This is a genomic window from Streptomyces sp. NPDC049970 (assembly GCF_040660235.1).
Lineage (GTDB): Bacteria > Actinomycetota > Actinomycetes > Streptomycetales > Streptomycetaceae > Streptomyces.
In genome coordinates, this window is record NZ_JBFALP010000005.1 from 141,900 (window position 1) to 159,108 (window position 17,209).

18 protein-coding genes and 1 tRNA gene are annotated in these 17,209 nt (G+C 70.7%); 7 read left to right on the forward strand and 12 right to left on the reverse strand.

Annotation, left to right across the window (positions count from 1 at the left end):
* Positions 1-68: 68 nt before the first annotated feature.
* Both AB0I83_RS11820 and nth read right to left on the reverse strand, forming a co-directional pair.
* The gene (locus AB0I83_RS11820; RefSeq protein WP_356532522.1) at positions 69-725 is read right to left on the reverse strand and encodes a CoA pyrophosphatase; all 657 of its coding nucleotides are present in this window, start codon (positions 723-725) and stop codon (positions 69-71) included.
* Between the two features lie 237 nt (positions 726-962).
* Complete coding sequence (gene nth / locus AB0I83_RS11825) at positions 963-1,805, reverse strand: endonuclease III (protein WP_356841927.1); 843 nt, start codon at positions 1,803-1,805, stop codon at positions 963-965.
* A gap of 253 nt (positions 1,806-2,058) precedes the next feature.
* On the opposite strand from nth, the gene AB0I83_RS11830 reads away from it, so the two are divergent.
* Positions 2,059-2,733 (forward strand): Crp/Fnr family transcriptional regulator, encoded by a 675-nt coding sequence (locus tag AB0I83_RS11830; RefSeq protein WP_014046869.1) that lies wholly within the window; start codon positions 2,059-2,061, stop codon positions 2,731-2,733.
* A 166-nt stretch (positions 2,734-2,899) separates the two neighbouring features.
* On the opposite strand, the gene AB0I83_RS11835 is transcribed toward AB0I83_RS11830, so the two are convergent.
* From AB0I83_RS11835 to AB0I83_RS11850, 4 genes are all read right to left on the reverse strand, one after another.
* Positions 2,900-3,730, reverse strand: a complete 831-nt coding sequence (locus AB0I83_RS11835) for an MBL fold metallo-hydrolase (protein ID WP_363304469.1) — start codon at positions 3,728-3,730, stop codon at positions 2,900-2,902.
* Entirely contained in the window at positions 3,727-4,653 is a 927-nt protein-coding gene (locus AB0I83_RS11840; protein ID WP_363304470.1) for an NUDIX hydrolase, read from the reverse strand. Before AB0I83_RS11840 ends, AB0I83_RS11835 begins: the two co-directional genes overlap by 4 nt.
* Positions 4,654-4,771: 118 nt before the next feature.
* A complete protein-coding gene (locus tag AB0I83_RS11845) occupies positions 4,772-5,242 on the reverse strand; it encodes a RidA family protein (RefSeq protein ID WP_356532359.1) in 471 nt (156 codons plus the stop codon).
* The gene (locus AB0I83_RS11850; protein ID WP_019992579.1) at positions 5,242-5,400 is read right to left on the reverse strand and encodes a DUF4177 domain-containing protein; all 159 of its coding nucleotides are present in this window, start codon (positions 5,398-5,400) and stop codon (positions 5,242-5,244) included. Before AB0I83_RS11850 ends, AB0I83_RS11845 begins: the two co-directional genes overlap by 1 nt.
* Before the next feature lie 71 nt (positions 5,401-5,471).
* On the opposite strand from AB0I83_RS11850, the gene AB0I83_RS11855 reads away from it, so the two are divergent.
* On the forward strand, positions 5,472-6,506 hold the full coding sequence (locus AB0I83_RS11855; protein WP_363304471.1) for an ArsA-related P-loop ATPase: 1,035 nt from the start codon (positions 5,472-5,474) through the stop codon (positions 6,504-6,506).
* Positions 6,503-7,906 (forward strand): ArsA-related P-loop ATPase, encoded by a 1,404-nt coding sequence (locus tag AB0I83_RS11860; RefSeq protein WP_356532356.1) that lies wholly within the window; start codon positions 6,503-6,505, stop codon positions 7,904-7,906. The genes AB0I83_RS11855 and AB0I83_RS11860 overlap by 4 nt, the downstream gene beginning before the upstream one ends.
* A 41-nt stretch (positions 7,907-7,947) precedes the next feature.
* On the opposite strand, the gene AB0I83_RS11865 is transcribed toward AB0I83_RS11860, so the two are convergent.
* Complete coding sequence (locus tag AB0I83_RS11865; RefSeq protein WP_363304472.1) at positions 7,948-8,328, reverse strand: WhiB family transcriptional regulator; 381 nt, start codon at positions 8,326-8,328, stop codon at positions 7,948-7,950.
* Positions 8,329-8,726: 398 nt separating this feature from the next.
* Between AB0I83_RS11865 and AB0I83_RS11870 the strand changes: the two genes are divergently transcribed.
* A complete protein-coding gene (locus AB0I83_RS11870; protein WP_363304473.1) occupies positions 8,727-10,958 on the forward strand; it encodes a transglycosylase domain-containing protein in 2,232 nt (743 codons plus the stop codon).
* Positions 10,959-11,043: 85 nt separating this feature from the next.
* Here AB0I83_RS11870 and AB0I83_RS11875 read toward each other — a convergent pair whose 3' ends face one another.
* Positions 11,044-11,508 carry a GatB/YqeY domain-containing protein gene (locus tag AB0I83_RS11875; protein ID WP_356532350.1) on the reverse strand — a complete coding sequence of 155 codons (465 nt, stop codon included), beginning with the start codon at positions 11,506-11,508 and terminating at the stop codon, positions 11,044-11,046.
* A gap of 79 nt (positions 11,509-11,587) precedes the next feature.
* On the opposite strand from AB0I83_RS11875, the gene AB0I83_RS11880 reads away from it, so the two are divergent.
* Entirely contained in the window at positions 11,588-12,526 is a 939-nt protein-coding gene (locus tag AB0I83_RS11880) for a metallophosphoesterase (RefSeq protein ID WP_356532349.1), read from the forward strand.
* 87 nt (positions 12,527-12,613) lie between these two features.
* Positions 12,614-12,687, forward strand: a tRNA-Pro gene (locus tag AB0I83_RS11885).
* Positions 12,688-12,761: 74 nt separating this feature from the next.
* Here AB0I83_RS11885 and AB0I83_RS11890 read toward each other — a convergent pair.
* The 4 genes from AB0I83_RS11890 to AB0I83_RS11905 all read right to left on the reverse strand — a co-directional run bounded on the left by AB0I83_RS11890 (position 12,762) and on the right by AB0I83_RS11905 (position 16,439).
* Entirely contained in the window at positions 12,762-13,109 is a 348-nt protein-coding gene (locus tag AB0I83_RS11890; RefSeq protein ID WP_363304474.1) for a DUF1330 domain-containing protein, read from the reverse strand.
* Between the two features lie 421 nt (positions 13,110-13,530).
* On the reverse strand, positions 13,531-14,607 hold the full coding sequence (locus AB0I83_RS11895) for a 4-oxalomesaconate tautomerase (RefSeq protein ID WP_363304475.1): 1,077 nt from the start codon (positions 14,605-14,607) through the stop codon (positions 13,531-13,533).
* Positions 14,604-15,395 carry a 4-carboxy-4-hydroxy-2-oxoadipate aldolase/oxaloacetate decarboxylase gene (locus tag AB0I83_RS11900; RefSeq protein ID WP_363304636.1) on the reverse strand — a complete coding sequence of 264 codons (792 nt, stop codon included), beginning with the start codon at positions 15,393-15,395 and terminating at the stop codon, positions 14,604-14,606. Before AB0I83_RS11900 ends, AB0I83_RS11895 begins: the two co-directional genes overlap by 4 nt.
* Positions 15,396-15,881: 486 nt before the next feature.
* Entirely contained in the window at positions 15,882-16,439 is a 558-nt protein-coding gene (locus AB0I83_RS11905) for an NAD(P)H-dependent oxidoreductase (protein ID WP_356532318.1), read from the reverse strand.
* A gap of 115 nt (positions 16,440-16,554) precedes the next feature.
* Here AB0I83_RS11905 and AB0I83_RS11910 point away from each other — a divergent pair, with 115 nt between their 5' ends.
* On the forward strand, positions 16,555-17,208 hold the full coding sequence (locus tag AB0I83_RS11910; RefSeq protein WP_356532317.1) for a helix-turn-helix domain-containing protein: 654 nt from the start codon (positions 16,555-16,557) through the stop codon (positions 17,206-17,208).
* The last annotated feature ends 1 nt before the right edge of the window (position 17,209 follow it).

Here is a 17,209-nt window from a genome sequence, read left to right on the forward strand (position 1 = left end):
CACCTGGCCCGTCCGGTTCGACGGGGTCCGGGCCAGGCCCGGAACAGCGCAGCACGGGAGTCAGCCTGTCATGCGCGCCGGTCGAGCGGCACCTGCCTGGTCCTGTCCCAGGGGCGTTCCCATCCCGCGTAGTGCAGAATCCTGTCGATCACACCGGCTGTGAAGCCCCAGACCAGTGCGGATTCGACCGTAAATGCCGGACCGCTGTGGCCGCTCGGCTGGACCGCGGTCGTCCGGTTGGCCGGATCCGTGAGATCCGCCACGGCGACGGTGAAGACGCGGGCGGTCTCACCCGGATCGACCACGCCGACGGGGCTGGGTGACCGCCACCAGCCGAGGACGGGTGTGACGACGAAGCCGCTCACCGGGATGTAGAGCCGGGGCAGGACGCCGAAGAGCTGGACGCCGCTCGGATCGAGCCCGGTCTCCTCCTCGGCCTCCCTCAGCGCGGCCCTGAGCGGCCCGGTGGTCGCGTGGTCGCCGTCCTCCGGGTCCAGGGAGCCCCCGGGGAAGGACGGCTGGCCCGCGTGGGACCGCAGGGAGCCGGACCGCTCCATAAGGAGCAGCTCGGGACCACGCCGGCCCTCACCGAAGAGGATCAGCACGGCGGACTGGCGTCCGGCACCGTTCTCGGGCGGCAGGAAGCGGCTGAGCTGCTGGGCCCGGACGGTCCGTGCCGCGCGGGCGACGGGCTCCAGCCACCCGGGGAGTCCTTCCGTGGTCACGGTGACAGCGTCGTCGTGGGCGAGCTCGTCGAGGGCAGGCTCCTGGCGAGCCGTGCCGGTGTGGGCAGGATTCCGCTCCGGGGCGGGCGTCTCGTCCACGGCCCGTGTCCTTTGTGCGTGTCTCATGGGCACCCCCGTCTTTCCGCGTGCGTCACGGGCGCCCCGGTCGTGCCAACGCCTGTCGTCTGCCATTTCGTTCCGCCCGGCCCGGTCCGACGGGCCGGGGAGGTGCGGCTCTCACCCGGCTCCCAGAGGCGGAGCGGGGCTGCCCGGATAGTCCGGGGGCGGGCTGAGGCGCTGCCCGGGTTGACCGCCCATCTCGTACTTCAGGAGCTTCTTCGCCTTCTCCGGGTCCGTCTCACCCTCGCCGTAGGCAGGACACAGAGACGCGATGGGGCAGGCACCGCAGGCAGGCTTGCGGGAGTGGCAGATGCGGCGGCCGTGGAAGACCACGCGGTGCGAGAGCATCGTCCACTCGCTCTTCGGGAAGATCGCGGCGATCTCGGCCTCGACCTTCTCCGGGTCCTCCTGCTCGGTCCACTTCCAGCGCCGGACCAGTCGGCCGAAGTGTGTGTCCACCGTGATGCCGGGCACGCCGAACGCGTTGCCGAGGACGACGTTGGCCGTCTTGCGACCGACGCCAGGCAGCTTCACCAAGTCCACGAGGCGCCCCGGGACCTCACCGCCGAAGTCGTCCCTCAACGCGGCCGACAGCCCCATGAGCGACCGCGCCTTGGCCCGGAAGAAGCCGGTCGGGCGGATGATCGCCTCCACCTCCTCGGGGACCGCGGCCGCCATGTCCTCGGGCGTCGGATAGGCGGCGAACAGCGCGGGGGTGGTCTGGTTGACCCTCAGGTCAGTGGTCTGGGCGGACAGGACCGTGGCGACCAGGAGCTCGAAGGGGTTACGGAAGTCCAGCTCGGGATGGGCGTACGGATAGACCTCGGCCAGCTCCCGGTTGATCCGGCGGGCGCGGCGGACCATGGCCAGATGCGATTCCGGCTTGGCGGCCCGGCCGGACGCCGCCCCGGAAGCCCGCTTTGCGTCGTTCTTGCTCTTTCGTACGGCGTGTTCGCCCACGGCGGAATTCCTGCTTTCCGGCACCCCATCAGCCCCCTTGGCCTGCGCTGTCACGGGCGTTCCGGACACTCGGTCAGCCTAGAGCCCGGCACCGACATCCGCGCCGGTCACCACGTATCCACGCCCGATCGGCCCCCTGCCGTAGGGTCCGGCACGCCCGTGCGTCAAACTGGTTTGTGATCGATCGCACTGTTTTACCGTCCGGCATCATGGAAACGACGCTTCCCTGAACAGGCCGACAAGGAGAGAACTCGTGGACGACGTTCTGCGGCGCGCCCCGCTTTTCGCGGCGCTCGATGACGAGCAGGCCGCGGAGCTCCGCGCCTCGATGAGTGAGGTGACCCTCGCGCGCGGTGACGCGCTGTTCCACGAGGGCGACCCGGGCGACCGCCTGTACGTGGTCACCGAGGGCAAGGTGAAGCTCCACCGGACCTCCCCCGACGGGCGGGAGAACATGCTGGCCGTCCTCGGCCCCGGCGAGCTGATCGGCGAGCTGTCGCTCTTCGACCCGGGCCCGCGCACCGCGACCGCGACCGCGCTCACCGAGGTCAAGCTCCTCGGCCTCGGTCACGGAGACCTGCAGCCCTGGCTGAACGCCCGCCCCGAGGTGGCCACCGCGCTGCTGCGCGCGGTCGCCCGCCGGCTGCGGAAGACGAACGACCAGATGTCCGACCTGGTCTTCTCCGACGTACCGGGCCGTGTCGCCCGTGCGCTCCTCGACCTGTCGCGCCGCTTCGGCGTGCAGTCGGAGGAGGGCATCCACGTCGTGCACGACCTGACGCAGGAAGAGCTGGCCCAGCTGGTCGGCGCCTCCCGCGAGACGGTCAACAAGGCGCTCGCGGACTTCGCGGGCCGCGGCTGGCTGCGGCTCGAGGCCCGTGCCGTGATCCTGCTCGACGTGGAGCGGCTGGCGAAGCGGTCCCGCTGACGCTCCCGGCGCGCAGGCGGCACACCCTGCGGGCGGGAACGCCCCCGAGGAGTCGCAGCATCCTTCGAAAAGGCCCCACCTCCCGGTGGGGCCTTTCGCATGCGACGGGCCGAGCAGAGGGACCGGACACCGGGCGGACGGACCCGACGGACGGACGAGAGCCCGGTCAGATCAGGCCGTACCCGTTCAGGTACTCCATCTGCGCCCGCACCGACAGCTCCGCGGCCGGCCAGAGCGAACGGTCCACATCCACGTACACCGCCGCCACGACCTCGGCGGGCGTCCGGTGCCCCGCCTCCACGGCCGTCTCGACCTGAGCCAGCCGGTGCGCCCGATGGGCGAGGTAGAACTCGACCGCGCCCTGCGCGTCCTCCAGCACGGGGCCGTGGCCCGGGAGGACCGTGTGCACCCCGTCGTCGACGGTCAGCGAGCGCAGCCGCCGCAGGGTGTCCAGGTAGTCGCCGAGCCTCCCGTCCGGGTGCGCGACGACGGTGGTGCCGCGCCCGAGGATCGTGTCGCCGGTCAGCACGGCGCCGTCGGCCGGCAGGTGGAAGGAGAGCGAGTCCGCGGTGTGCCCCGGGGTGGGTACCACCCGGAGTTCGAGCCCGCCCGTGGTGATCACGTCGCCCGCCGCGAGCCCCTCGTCGCCCAGCCGCAGGGCCGCGTCCAGGGCCCGCACCTTCGTGCCCGTGAGCTCGGCGAAACGGGCGGCGCCCTCCGCGTGGTCGGGATGGCCGTGCGTGAGCAGGGTGAGCCCCACACGCCTGCCCGCCCGCTCCGCCGTGTCGATGACGGCCCGCAGGTGTACGTCGTCGAGCGGCCCCGGGTCGATCACGACGGCGAGGTCCGAGTCGGGTTCCGCGACGATCCAGGTGTTCGTCCCCTCCAGGGTCATCGCCGAGGCGTTCGGGGCCAGGACGTTGACGGTGCGGGTGGTCGCGGGTCCGGAGAGCACCCCGCCGCGGGGCTGCCCGGGCAGTGCGGCGGCGTCGCTCACGCCGACTCCCCCTCCGCGCCGCCGCCCGGCGCGGACGGAGTGTGCCCGCCCTCCGCCGGGACGTGCTTGGTGAACTCCTCGTGCCCCGGCCAGCTCAGCACCAGCTCGTCACCCTCCATGCGGGCCTCTGCCAGCACGGGAGCGAGGTCCTGGGATTCCGCCCCCTTCAGCGCCTCCCCGGCCGTTCGGTACGGCCTCAGCGCCCGCAGGGTGGCCACGGTGGGCGGCATCATCAGCAGTTCGCCCCGGTCATAGCCGTCTGCGGCCTCGTCGGGCCGGATCCAGACCGTGCGGTCCGCCTCCGTGGAGGCGTTACGGGTGCGCTGGCCCTCCGGCAGCGCGGCCACGAAGAACCAGGTGTCGTACCGGCGCGGCTCGAAGGCCGGCGTGATCCAGCGCGCCCACGCGGCCAGCAGGTCGGAGCGCAGCACCAGGCCGCGGCGTTCCAGGAAGCCGGCGAAGGACAGCTCGCGGGCCACGAGGGCAGCACGGTCGGCCTCCCAGTCCGCGCCCGTGGTGTCGCTGACGACGGTGTCGGCGGCGGGCCCGGCCAGCAGGACGCCCGCCTCCTCGTACGTCTCACGGACCGCCGCGCAGACGACCGCCTGGGCCTCCGCGGGCGTGTCCACGCCGAGCCGTCCGGCCCAGGTCTCCAGGGAAGGTCCCGCCCAGCGCACGAGCCGGTCGTCGTCGCGCGGGTCGACCCCGCCACCCGGATAGGCGTACGCGCCCCCGGCAAAGGCCATCGAGGTACGCCGGCGGAGCATGTGGACAGACGGACCCCCCGCGCCCGTCCCGGACCGGTCGTCCCGGAGCAGCATCACCGTGGCCGCCCGCCTGGGGGTCACGGCCGTCAGCTCGCCGCTGGCGAGGGCCCGGATACGAGCGGGCCATTCCGGTGGGTACCACTGACCGTTGGACATGGCCGGAGGCTATCCGGAACCGCGCCGATGTTCGAGGGCGTCCGGGCGCCGCTGGCTGTCCCGTACACGCGTGATCCCGCCCGGTCTCGTGACCGGACGGGATCATGGACGTACGGGATCAGGCCTCTACGAGCTCGACCTGGACCTCGACCTCGACGGGCGCGTCCAGCGGCAGCACGGCCACGCCGACGGCGCTGCGGGCGTGCACGCCCTTGTCGCCCAGGACGGCGCCCAGCAGTTCGCTCGCGCCGTTGACGACCCCCGGCTGCCCGGTGAAGTCGGCGGCGGAGGCGACGAAGCCCACGACCTTCACCACGCGTGCGATCCGGTCCAGGTCACCGGCGACCGACTTCACGGCCGCCAGGGCGTTCAGCGCGCAGGTCCTGGCGAGCTCCTTGGCCTCGTCCGCCGTCACCTCGGCGCCGACCTTGCCCGTCACCGCCAGCTTGCCGTCCACCATCGGGAGCTGGCCGGAGGTGTACACGTACACCCCGGACCGCACGGCCGGCTGGTAGGAGGCCAGCGGCGGCACGACGTCCGGGAGCGCCAGTCCGAGCTCGGCGAGCTTCGCCTCGACGGCGCCCGCCACTACGGCTTCTCCCGCTTCAGGTAGGCCACGAGCTGCTCGGGGTTGTTCGGGCCGGGAACGACCTGGACCAGCTCCCAGCCGTCCTCGCCCCAGGTGTCCAGAATCTGCTTGGTCGCGTGCACGAGAAGGGGCACGGTCGCGTATTCCCACTTGGTCATACGCCGACTGTAATGCCTGGCACACGCGGCCTCGTGCGTAGCCTGCCTGCCGACTGGTTAGGCTCGAAGGCGTGAGCAGGTTCCAGGTCGTCAGCGGCAAGGGCGGGACCGGTAAGACCACGGTCGCCGCCGCACTCGCGCTCGCCCTCGCGACCGAGGGCAGGCGCACCCTACTGGTCGAGGTCGAGGGCAGGCAGGGCATCGCCCAGCTCTTCGAGTCCGAGGCCCTCCCCTACGAGGAACGCAGGATCGCGGTGGCGCCGGACGGCGGCGAGGTCCACGCCCTCGCGATCGACGCCGAGCGCGCGCTCCTCGACTACCTCCAGATGTTCTACAAACTCGGCAGCGCGGGCCGGGCGCTCAAGAAGCTCGGCGCGATCGACTTCGCGACCACCATCGCCCCCGGGGTCCGGGACGTCCTGCTGACCGGCAAGGCGTGCGAGGCGGTACGCCGCAAGGACAAGCAGGGCCGGTTCGTCTACGACCACGTGATCATGGACGCCCCGCCCACCGGCCGCATCACCCGCTTCCTCAATGTGAACGACGAGGTGGCGGGGCTGGCGAGGATCGGCCCGATACACAATCAGGCGCAGGCCGTGATGCGCGTCCTGAAGTCCCCGGAGACGGCCGTCCATCTGGTGACGCTCCTGGAGGAGATGCCGGTCCAGGAGACCGCGGACGGCATCGCGGAGCTGCGGGCCGCGGAACTGCCCGTGGGCCGGGTCGTCGTGAACATGGTCCGGCCGCACCTGCTCGACGAGGACGCGCTGCGCACCGCGTCGGGCGGCCGCCGCAAGGAGATCGCGAAGACGCTCACCCGGGCGGGCGTGACGGGTTCCGCGGGACTCGTACGCCCCTTGGTCGCGCAGGCCGCCGAGCACGCCCAGCGCGTCGGCCTGGAGCGCGAGCAGCGCGCGGTGCTGGCCGGGCTGGGGCTGCCGATGGCCGAGCTCCCACTGATGGGCGAGGGAGTGGGCCTGGCCGCGCTGTACGAGCTGGCCTCGGAGTTCCGCAAGCAGGGCGTGGGCGACGACACCGCGGACGCGGCGGGGCAGACACCCCGCAGCCGGAAGCGAAGCGGATCCGGAGAAGGGGTGGGGTCATGACACTGGGCACGGACATCGCACCGTGGCTCGACACCGACGCGCTCCTGGACGATCCGGGGATCCGTATCGTCGTGTGCTGCGGATCCGGCGGCGTGGGCAAGACCACGACCGCGGCGGCGCTCGGGGTACGGGCGGCGGAACGCGGCCGCAAGGTCGTCGTCCTCACCATCGACCCGGCACGCAGGCTCGCGCAGTCGATGGGCATCGACCGGCTGGACAACGTCCCCCGCCGGGTGGAGGACATCGACGGCGAGGGCGAGCTGCACGCCATGATGCTCGACATGAAGCGCACCTTCGACGAGACGGTCGAGGCGCACACGGATGCCGAGCGGGCCCGCGCGATCCTGGAGAACCCCTTCTACCAGTCCCTGTCGGCCGGGTTCGCGGGCACGCAGGAGTACATGGCGATGGAGAAGCTCGGGCAGCTGAGGTCGCGCGACGAGTGGGACCTGATCGTCGTCGACACCCCGCCGTCCCGTTCCGCGCTGGATTTCCTGGACGCGCCGAAACGTCTCGGCTCCTTCCTGGACGGGAAGTTCATCCGGCTGCTGATCGCCCCGGCGAAGATCGGCGGGCGGGCCGGGATGAAGTTCCTCAACGTCGGGATGTCGATGATGACGGGGACGCTCGGCAAGCTGCTCGGCGGTCAGTTCCTGCGTGACGTACAGACCTTCGTCGCCGCGATGGACTCGATGTTCGGCGGGTTCCGAACCAGGGCCGACGCGACGTACAAGCTGCTCCAGGCGCCCGGCACGGCGTTCCTCGTGGTGGCCACCCCCGAGCGGGACGCGCTGCGCGAGGCGGCGTACTTCGTGGAACGGCTGGCCGCGGAGGAGATGCCGCTGGCCGGCCTGGTCCTCAACCGGGTGCACGGCAGCGAGGCCTCACGGCTCTCCGCGGAGCGTGCGGTGGCGGCCGCGGAAAATCTTGAAGACGTCGGCATTGTGGATCAGACGGCAGGGAAGGCTGCCCTTGGTGACCCGGCCGGCCCGGTGGCCGCCACCTCTCCCGAAGCCCCCGAGTCACCACTCCCCCCCGAGCCGAACACAGAGCCGCCCCGACACGAGCCGACACAGCACGACGGGACATCCCGCGCCCCCGGGACCGAGCCGCGCGGCGCGTCCGAGCCGACCACGCACACGGAAGCAGGCAGGCAGGACACACCCGCCACGGACGCCGTATCCGTCGAGCAGCTGACCGCGGGTCTGCTGCGGCTGCACGCCGAGCGGATGCAGGTCGTCGCACGCGAGCAGCACACACGCGAGCGCTTCACGGCGCTCCACCCCGAGGTCCCGGTGACCGAGGTGGCCGCGCTGCCCGGTGACGTGCACGACCTCTCGGGCCTCAGGGCCGTCGGGGAACGACTCGCGGCCGGTTCCGCTCCGGCCGGAGCTGTGTAGACCTCCGTCGGCTCCCCCGTCCGGCGGAAGCCCACGCGGAACTACCCCACGGCGGCGAACGTCTCGTGCAGTTCGTCGTCGTGCAGTACGCCTCCGTGCAGTCCGTCGTCGTCGAGACCCGGCGCTGCGGGCAGCATGCCCGTGGACCGCTCGTACTCACTGCGCGCGGTCTCCAGCAGGCGTCGCCAGGACGTGACGGTGGGCCGTCGCCGCAGCAGTGCGCGGCGTTCCCGCTCCGTCATTCCACCCCACACGCCGAACTCGACGCGATTGTCCAGCGCATCGGCCAGGCACTCGGTCCGCACCGGACAACCGGTGCACACCGCCTTGGCCCTGTTCTGCGCTGCCCCTTGTACGAACAATTCATCCGGATCGGTAGTGCGGCAGGCTGCCTGCGCACTCCAGTCGGTTACCCAGCCCATGCCGGCGCCGTCCTCTCCCGAATCGAGGCTCCCCCACGGCGGCAGCGGCATATTCACCGCTGCCAGTTGAGGACGTTACGGAAGGTGGCGACAGCACAACACCCCCTTCGGGCCCAATCTTGAATGGCCCGAACGGACTATGCGTACGCGGCAGATCACCCAGAGGAGTGATGCGAGGACATGCGTGACTATCCCGATGGAATCGGGACAGGATACCCAAGTCGCAGCGGACATTCAGCGACACAAGCGGCGAATTCGGGAGCGCCTTCGGGTGTGGCTGAAAGCTGCAAAGGGCTGCGCTTGGGGGTTGATACAAAATCGGACTGCTGTGACAGTTGAGAGCAGCTTAGGCCAAGGCCTGTACCTGTGTCCGGCGAATGAGAACGTAGGCTGCCCCCATGCCAAAGAAGCGCTCAGGCGGGGGTCTGACGACGACCCAGCAGGCCGCCAAGTTCCTCGGTGTCGCCGCACTCTCCGGAGCTGTACTGGCAGGCATCGCGCTGCCGGCCGCCGGCGCGCTGGGGCTCGCGGCCAAGGGGACGGTCGAGGGATTCGACGAGATCCCCTCGAACCTCAAGACCCCACCGCTGAGCCAGCGGACCACCATCCTGGACAACGAGGGCGGAACCATCGCCACCGTCTACTCGCGTGACCGCACGGTCGTCCCGCTGAAGGACATCTCGCCGTACATGCAGGACGCGATCGTCGCGATCGAGGACTCGCGCTTCTACGAGCACGGCGCGGTGGACCTCAAGGGCATCCTGCGCGCGATGAACCGCAACGTGCAGGAGGGCGGCGCCGCGCAGGGCGCGTCGACGCTCACCCAGCAGTACGTGAAGAACGTCTTCGTGGAGGAGGCGGGCGACGACCCCGACAAGGTCGCCCAGGCCACCCAGCAGACGTTGGGCCGCAAGGTGCGTGAACTGAAGTACGCGATCCAGGTCGAGGAGGAACTCGGCAAGAAGAAGATCCTGGAGAACTACCTCAACATCACGTTCTTCGGGCAGCAGGCCTACGGGGTCGAGGCCGCGTCGCAGCGCTACTTCTCCAAGCACGCCAAGGACCTGAAGGTCGAGGAGGCGGCGATGCTGGCCGGCCTCGTCCAGTCGCCGACCCGCTACGACCCGGTCAACGACTCCGAGGAAGCGACCAAGCGGCGCAACACCGTGCTGCAGCGCATGGCCGCCGTGGGCAGCATCTCCCAGGCCGAGGCCGACAAGGCCATCGCGACCCCGGTCGAGCTGAAGGTCAAGCAGCCCAAGAACGGCTGCATCACCGCCGTCAAGGGCTCCGGGTTCTTCTGCGACTACGTCCGCAAGACGATCCTCACCGACCCGGCCTTCGGGAAGACGGACGAGGAACGCACCAAGCTGTGGAACCTCGGTGGTCTGACGGTCAGGACCACCCTGTCCCCGCGTGCCCAGGCGGCGTCCAGCGAGGCCTCCACCCTGAAGGTCGACAAGGACGACAAGATCGCGGCCTCCGTCGTGCAGGTCCAGCCGGGCAGCGGCAAGATCCTCTCGATGAGCCAGTCCCGCCCGTACGGCCTGGACCAGAAGCAGCACGAGACGGTGCTCAACCTGGCCGCCAACAACAAGATGGGCGGCAGCACCTACGGCTTCCAGGTCGGCTCGACCTTCAAGCCGATCACCGCCGCCGCGGCTCTGGAGAAGGGCGTCAGCCCGGCGCAGACCTTCTCGACGGACTGGAAGATGTCCGTCCCGAAGAACAAGTACGTCAACTGCTCAGGTGCCCCTGGCGGCGGCGAGTGGTCCGTACAGAACGAGCTGGAGGAGGAGAAGGGGACCTGGGACATGACGAGCGCGCTCGGCAAGTCCATCAACACCTACTTCGCCCTCCTGGAGCAGAAGGCCGGACTGTGCGAGACGGTCTCGATGGCCAAGAAGGTCGGCTACGAGCGCGGCGACAGCAAGGAACTCGTCGAGGAGCCGGCGATCACGCTCGGCAGTGAGGTGAGCACCCCGCTCTCCATGGCCGCGACCTACGCGACGTTCGCCAACCGTGGTACCTACTGCACGCCCATCGCCATCGAGTCGATCAAGGACGCCAACGGCAAGAAGGTGCCGGTGCCGAAGTCCACGTGCACGCGCGCGATGAGCGAGCGGACGGCGGACACGATCAACGCCATGCTCAAGGGCGTGGTCGAGGACGGCACCGGGACGCTGGCGGGCCTCTCGGACCGCGACAACGCGGGGAAGACGGGGACGACCGAGGAGCGCAAGGACGCGTGGTTCGTCGGCTACACCCCGAACCTCTCGACTGCCGTGTGGGTCGGATCCGACGGCGCCAAGAAGGTGCCGATGTACAACATCACGATCGGTGGTCAGTACTACGACAAGGTCTGCGGCGGCTGCCTGCCCGGACCGATCTGGCGCACCGCGATGACCGGCGCGCTGAACGCCTCGGAGACCCCGTCCTTCAATCCGGTCTCCCTGCCCCGCGGCAAGGAGAAGGAGCGGGACAAGGGCCGCGGCGGTGACAACGGCGGTGGGAACGGCAACGGCGGGAACGACGGAGGTCCCGGTGCCGACCCCATCGGCGGCATCACCCTCCCGCCCGGCATCATCGGTGGGAACGACGGAGGCGGGCGGGGCGGCAACGGTCCCTGACCGCCCGACTCGCAGGACGAACACGTGAAGGAGGGGCGCTCCCGGTCCGGGAGCGCCCCTCCTTCACGTGTTCCATCCCCGCCGCTCAGCCCGCGAGAAGCCGCTTCACCGTCGCAGCCACCCGGCCGCCGTCGGCGAGCCCGGCCACCTTCGGGTTGACGATCTTCATGACGGCACCCATGGCCCGCGGCCCCTCGGCACCGGCGCTCCTCGCCTCCTGGACGGCCTGCGCGACGATCACGTCGAGCTCGTCGTCGGAGAGCTGCTTGGGCAGGTACGCGTCGAGCAGCTCGCCCTCCGCCTTCTCCCGCTCGGCCTGCTCGGCCCGGCCGCCCTGGGCGAAGGCCTCGGCAGCCTCACGACGCTTCTTCGCCTCCTTCGCGATCACCTTCTGCACCTCGTCGTCGGAGAGTTCGCGCGACGTCTTGCCGCTGACCTCTTCCTTCGTGATCGCGGTGAGGGTGAGCCGGAGGGTGGACGAGGTGAGCTCGTCACGCGCCTTCATGGCCGTGGTGAGGTCTTCCTTGAGCTTGGACTTGAGCGTGGTCATGCGCCGATTGTGACAGGTACCAGGCACCTGCCGCCCGCCTGTTTTCGTCCCGCAGCACTGCGTCTGCGACGATGGCCCCATGCGCGCACGCTACGGAGTACCCCTGAAAGTAACGGCAGTCGGCGCTGCGGTCGGTGCCGCCGGCCTCGTGTACGCGGCCGGATTCGAGGCACGTTCGTTCCGGCTACGCCGCATCACGATTCCCGTGCTTCCGCACGGGGCGCGCCCGTTGCGCGTACTGCAGGTCTCCGACATCCACATGGTGAGCGGTCAGCGCAAGAAGCGTGCCTGGCTCCAGTCCCTGGCGGGCCTGCGCCCGGACTTCGTGGTGAACACCGGCGACAACCTCTCCGACCCGGAAGGTGTGCCCGAGCTGCTCGACGCGCTCGGCCCGCTGATGGAGTTCCCCGGGGTCTACGTCTTCGGCTCCAACGACTACTACGGCCCGAAGCTCCGCAACCCCGCGCTCTACCTCCTGGAGAAGACCCGGGGCAAGCACGGCCTCAACGGGAACGCCCCGGCGGTCGGCGTCGTGCACAACCCGTGGGAGCCGATGCGGAACGCCTTCGACGAGGCGGGCTGGCTGAACCTGACCAACACCCGGGGCCGGATCAAGGCCGACGGTCTCGAGATCGGCTTCACCGGCCTGGACGACCCGCACATCAAGCGGGACCGCTACACCGAGGTCGCCGGCGGTCCCGAGACGGACGCCGACCTTTCGATCGGCGTCGTCCACGCCCCGTACCTGCGCTCCCTGGACGCCTTCACGGCGGACGGCTACCCCCTGATCCTGGCGGGCCACACCCACGGGGGCCAGCTCTGCATCCCCTTCTACGGCGCCCTCGTCACCAACTGCGACCTGGACACGGACCGGGTGAAGGGCCTCTCCGCCCACACGGTCGGCAACCGGCGTGCCTACCTGCACGTCTCGGCCGGCTGCGGCACGAACCGCTACACCCCGGTCCGCTTCGCCTGCCCCCCTGAGGCGACCCTGCTGACGCTGACGCCCCGGGACTGAGACCCACGGCCGAGCGTAATACCGGATTTCGCCTCCGGGCGCCGGTGGGCTAAAGTAATCGATGTCGCCGGGACAATCGGTGGACATCGGGGTGTAGCGCAGCTTGGCAGCGCGCTTCGTTCGGGACGAAGAGGTCGTGGGTTCAAATCCCGCCACCCCGACAGCTGAAATCGCAGGTCAGGCGCCTTCTGTAAGCAGAGGGCGCCTGACCTGTTTCTGTCCGTCCGTCCGAGAGCTACTCGGCGGTCAGCGTCTCGCGCATCGCCTTCGCGGTGGCCGTCGGGTCGTATCCCTCGGGGACGCCGTCCACGATGATGATGTCGCCCTCGATGTGCCGCGAGCGCAGTGGTGCGATCTCCTGGTACGCCGGTGAGTCCCACCAGGCCCGTGCCTCGGCGATCCCCGGGAAGCCGATCATCACGACGTTCCCGGGCCAGCTGCCCTCCTTGACCTCGTGCGGTGTGACGTGCACGAGGAAGCGGCCGCCATGGGGTTCGAAGGTTCCGGCGATCCGCTCGACGTAATCGGCGATGTCCGGGTGGAGGGCCGCGTCCTTCAGGTGGGCTATGACATAGGCGGGCATGGCGTCCTTCCAGTCGGTTCGGGCCGGGCTCCGTACGTCGAGATCATGGCATTCGGGTGCGGCGGGGTCGACGTACTTTCAGGCTTCACTGTCTCCGTCACAACGGTGTGGGCCGTGGTGGTCGCGTCGGTGGCGAGCGGCAGAGCGCCGCGCCCGGGAGGCTTTCCCGGCGGCTGTCCCGCAGCAGGCCGTGGTGCTCGTGGTCGTCGGCGGTGCACAGGTGGACCGCGGCACCCGGCTCACCGTCGACGGTCTCGAAGGGGGCGGTGAAGAACCGGACACTCGCGTCCGGGGCCGGGGCGGACGGTTCGGCACGGCCGGCGTGGGCGCCCCGCAACGGGGCGCCCGTTGCGGGGCAACCAAAACGGTAATGGGGAATCGGCCGCGCCTTCCGCGAGAAGGCTGCGGATGGCGGAGCCGTCTACGCGGGCCGAGGGAAGACGGTTCCGTCGAAGATCTTGCGCGCGGTACGCACGACAGCGGTACGTCGGGCGGCGGGGGCGCCGTCGGCGCCGGCTCCGACGGCGGCCTCGATGTCGATGAATCCGGTGGGGTGTTCGATACGCAGCCGGTCGCCGTGTTCGGGCAGCCGGGCGATGCCCTCCGCGACGCTGCCGTCTATGCGCAGAGCGGCGGCGACCCCCGCGGCACCCAGGACGCCCAGGGCGGTGTGACAGCGGTGCGGGATGAAGGTACGCGTCGTCACCGCGCCGTCGTGGGCGGGCGGGGACAGCAGGCTGAGCTTGGGCACGGTGGTGGCACGTACGTCACCGAGTCCCATGAGCGGGCCGGCTTCGAGGCGGATCGTCTCGACCCGGTTCCGCAGAGCGGTGTCCTCCTCCAGTTCCCGCGGGCTCTCGTAGCCCGTGACGCCCAGGGACGCCGCGGCGATCAGCACGGTCGGCATCCCGTTGTCGACACACGTCACCGGGGTACCCGCGACGACGTCGCGCGCCCGGCCCGTGGGCAGGAGGGGCCCCGCGCCCTGCCCGAATTCGATCAGCACGGGCGCGGCCTCGCCGGGGACCCCGGAGATCCGCGCCTCGCCGGTGTAGTCGACGCGCCGACCGGGGGTGGGGAAGGTCGCGGTCGCCAGGTCGTCGCTGTTGACCATCCGGATGCGCACCGAAGTGCGCCCGTCCCCTGCGGCCACCAGGCCGCGCTCCACCGCGAAGGGTCCGACCCCGGCGAGCAGGTTCCCGCAGTTCTGGCGGTCGGACACCTCTGGCTTCTCGACCGAGACTTGGAGGAAGAGGTAGTCGACGTCGGCGTCGGGGTGCTCCGACTCCGATACGACGGCGACCTTGCTGGTGAGAGGGTGCGCCCCGCCCACTCCGTCGATCTGCCGCGGGTCGGGACTGCCCATGATCCGCAGCAGCAGGGCGTCGCGGGCGGCCGGGTCGGCGGGCAGGTCCCCGGCCAGGAAGTAGGCGCCCTTCGAGGTGCCGCCACGCATCAGGAGGCAGCGGACCCCTTCCGGCTCCTGCGGCCCGGTCATGATCCGGACCCGCCCGCACGACCGGTCTCACCGGCCTCGCCACCGTGACCGGCTTGACGGTCCCGGACGGCGCGACTGTTCCGACCGCCGCCGTCGCCCTCTTGGTCGGCGTACGCGGTGTAGCGCACACCCAGGGCCTCGAGCTTCTCGCGCAGCCCGTAGCGGTCCAGCCCGAGCTCGCCCTCCAGGAAGGCGGCACGCGCCTTTGCCTCCTTGGCCTCCCGCGCCCGTGATGCCTCGGCTGTCTCGCGTGCCCGCTCCCGGGGCACGATCACCACACCGTCGTCATCGGCGAGGACGATGTCCCCCGGCCGGACCGACTGGCCACCGATGACGACCGGTACGTTGACCGACCCGCCGGTGGCCTTCACCGTGCCCTGCGCCGAGACCGCCTTCGCCCAGGCGGCGAAGCCCATGTCCCGCAGCTCCTGGGTGTCGCGGATCCCCGCGTTGATCACCAGACCGCGCACCCCGCGCCTCTGGAGCGCGGTGGCGAACAGTTCCCCGAACATGCCGTCGGTGGAAGGGGACGTGGTGGTGACGACCAGGACATCGCCCTCGCCGCACTGCTCGACCGCCGCGTGGATCATGAGGTTGTCGCCGGGCCAGCTGAGCACCGTGACCGCGCTGCCCGCGATCCGTACGCCCTGCTGGACGGGCCGCAGCCCGGGCTCGATCAGGCCCTTGCGGCCCATCGCCTCGCTCACGGTGGCCACGCCGTATCCGGCCAGGGCCTCGATGTCCCGCGCGTCCGCCCTGGGCGGTCCGGTGACGACGACGCCGCTCATGCCTGCTCCCCCGGCGCTCTGTGCCGTCTCTTCTGTCATCGCTGAGCTCTCCTTGCTGGACGGGGTGTCACCCACCCGCGCGACACGGCCGCCCGCAGCACGCCGGTCAGGCGCCGCACCAGCCGCCGGGCCGGTGCCGTCCCGCCGCGCGAGAGCACCTGCCGCGGCTGAGCGGGAGCCGGTCACCCGACCCGCTCCCCACCACCGGACCGGCTCGCTCCGGCGTGGCTGCCACCCTGAGTGAGTGCATGTCGAACCTAAATCCAGGCCAACAGGATTGTCAACAATTATGTTGGCCATATCGCCGAATGTACTGCCGCCCAGACAGGGGCGCGGCACACGGAGCGGAGACCCGGCGCGCGAAGGGCTTGCGCAACGACGTGTGGGCCCGGCCCACTCCCTCGCGAACACGAGAAAGCGGGCCGGGCCCACACGGAACCGCGGCGGCAGTACGGCCTCACGGCCGGACCGCGGCCGGACAACGGATCAGACGGTCGCGGCGGCACCCTCGGCGACCTGACGGAGAACCTCGGTGAGCGAGGTGACGACCTCGGCGTCGTCGGCCGGGTGGATCTCGGCGAAGCGGGTCACCGAGCCGGGGATCGACAGCTTCGCGTCCACCAGGACCGCTCCGCCCGCGATACCGGCGGCCTTGCGGGCCTCGTCCTGGGCCCACACGCCACCGAACTGACCGAAGGCGGTGCCGACCACCGCGACCGGCTTGGCGGTGATGGCGCCCGCGCCGTACGGACGCGACAGCCAGTCGATCGTGTTCTTCAGGACGGCCGGCATGGTGCCGTTGTACTCGGGCGAGAACAGCAGGAACCCGTCGGCACGGCCCGCCACCTCACGCAGCCGTGCGGCGGCGGCCGGTACAGCGCCTTCGACGTCGATGTCCTCGTTGTAGAAGGGGACGTCGGCGAGGCCCTCGTACAGCTCGACCTCGACGCCTTCGGGCGCGTGCTTGGCCGCGGCCTCGGCGAGCTGGCGGTTGTGCGAGCCGGCGCGGAGGCTGCCGACGAGGGCGAGGATGCGTACAGACATGGGGAAGCTCCCGGGAGACGGAGACAGTCGAGTCAAGCGGACCACGGTCCGTTTAAAGTTGTACCACCTAAGCGGACCGCGGTCCACTTGCAGTCTTCCGGGCTACCCTGGAGCCATGAGTGCCAACCCTCCCCAGCTGCCCGGGCCCCCCGGCCCCGGCGCTGCGCGGACAAGCCTCGCGCTCGCCCCGGCAGGCGAACCCGAGCAGCTCCGGGCGGACGCGGCACGCAACCGGGCACTCCTGCTCGACGCCGCATCGAAGCTCATGGCCCAGTGCGGGGCGGCGGACCTCACGATGGAATCGGTGGCCGCCGCAGCCGGGGTAGGCAAGGGCACCGTCTTCCGGCGCTTCAAGGACCGCACCGGCCTGCTCATCGCGCTCCTCGACCACCGCGAGTCCCTCCTCCAGGCCGCGTTCCTGTCCGGACCGCCGCCGATGGGCCCGGACGCCCCCGCCGCCGAGCGACTGCACGCCTTCGGGCCCGCCGTGATGCGCCACGAACGTGACCACCACGGACTCATTCTGGCCTCTCGCGCCGACCCGTTGCGCACTTTCGCCGTACCCGCCTACCGATTGCGGCTGAGCCATGTCGCCATGCTGCTGCGCCGGACGGGCGTGGACGGGAATCCGGAGCTGCTCGCCCACACCCTCCTCGGGTCGATCGACGCGACCCTCGTCCATCACCTGACCTGCGAACGGGGCATTCCGCCGGAGGAGTTGGAACAAGGCTGGCACGACCTCGTCACCCGGCACGGAGTAAGGCGCTGAG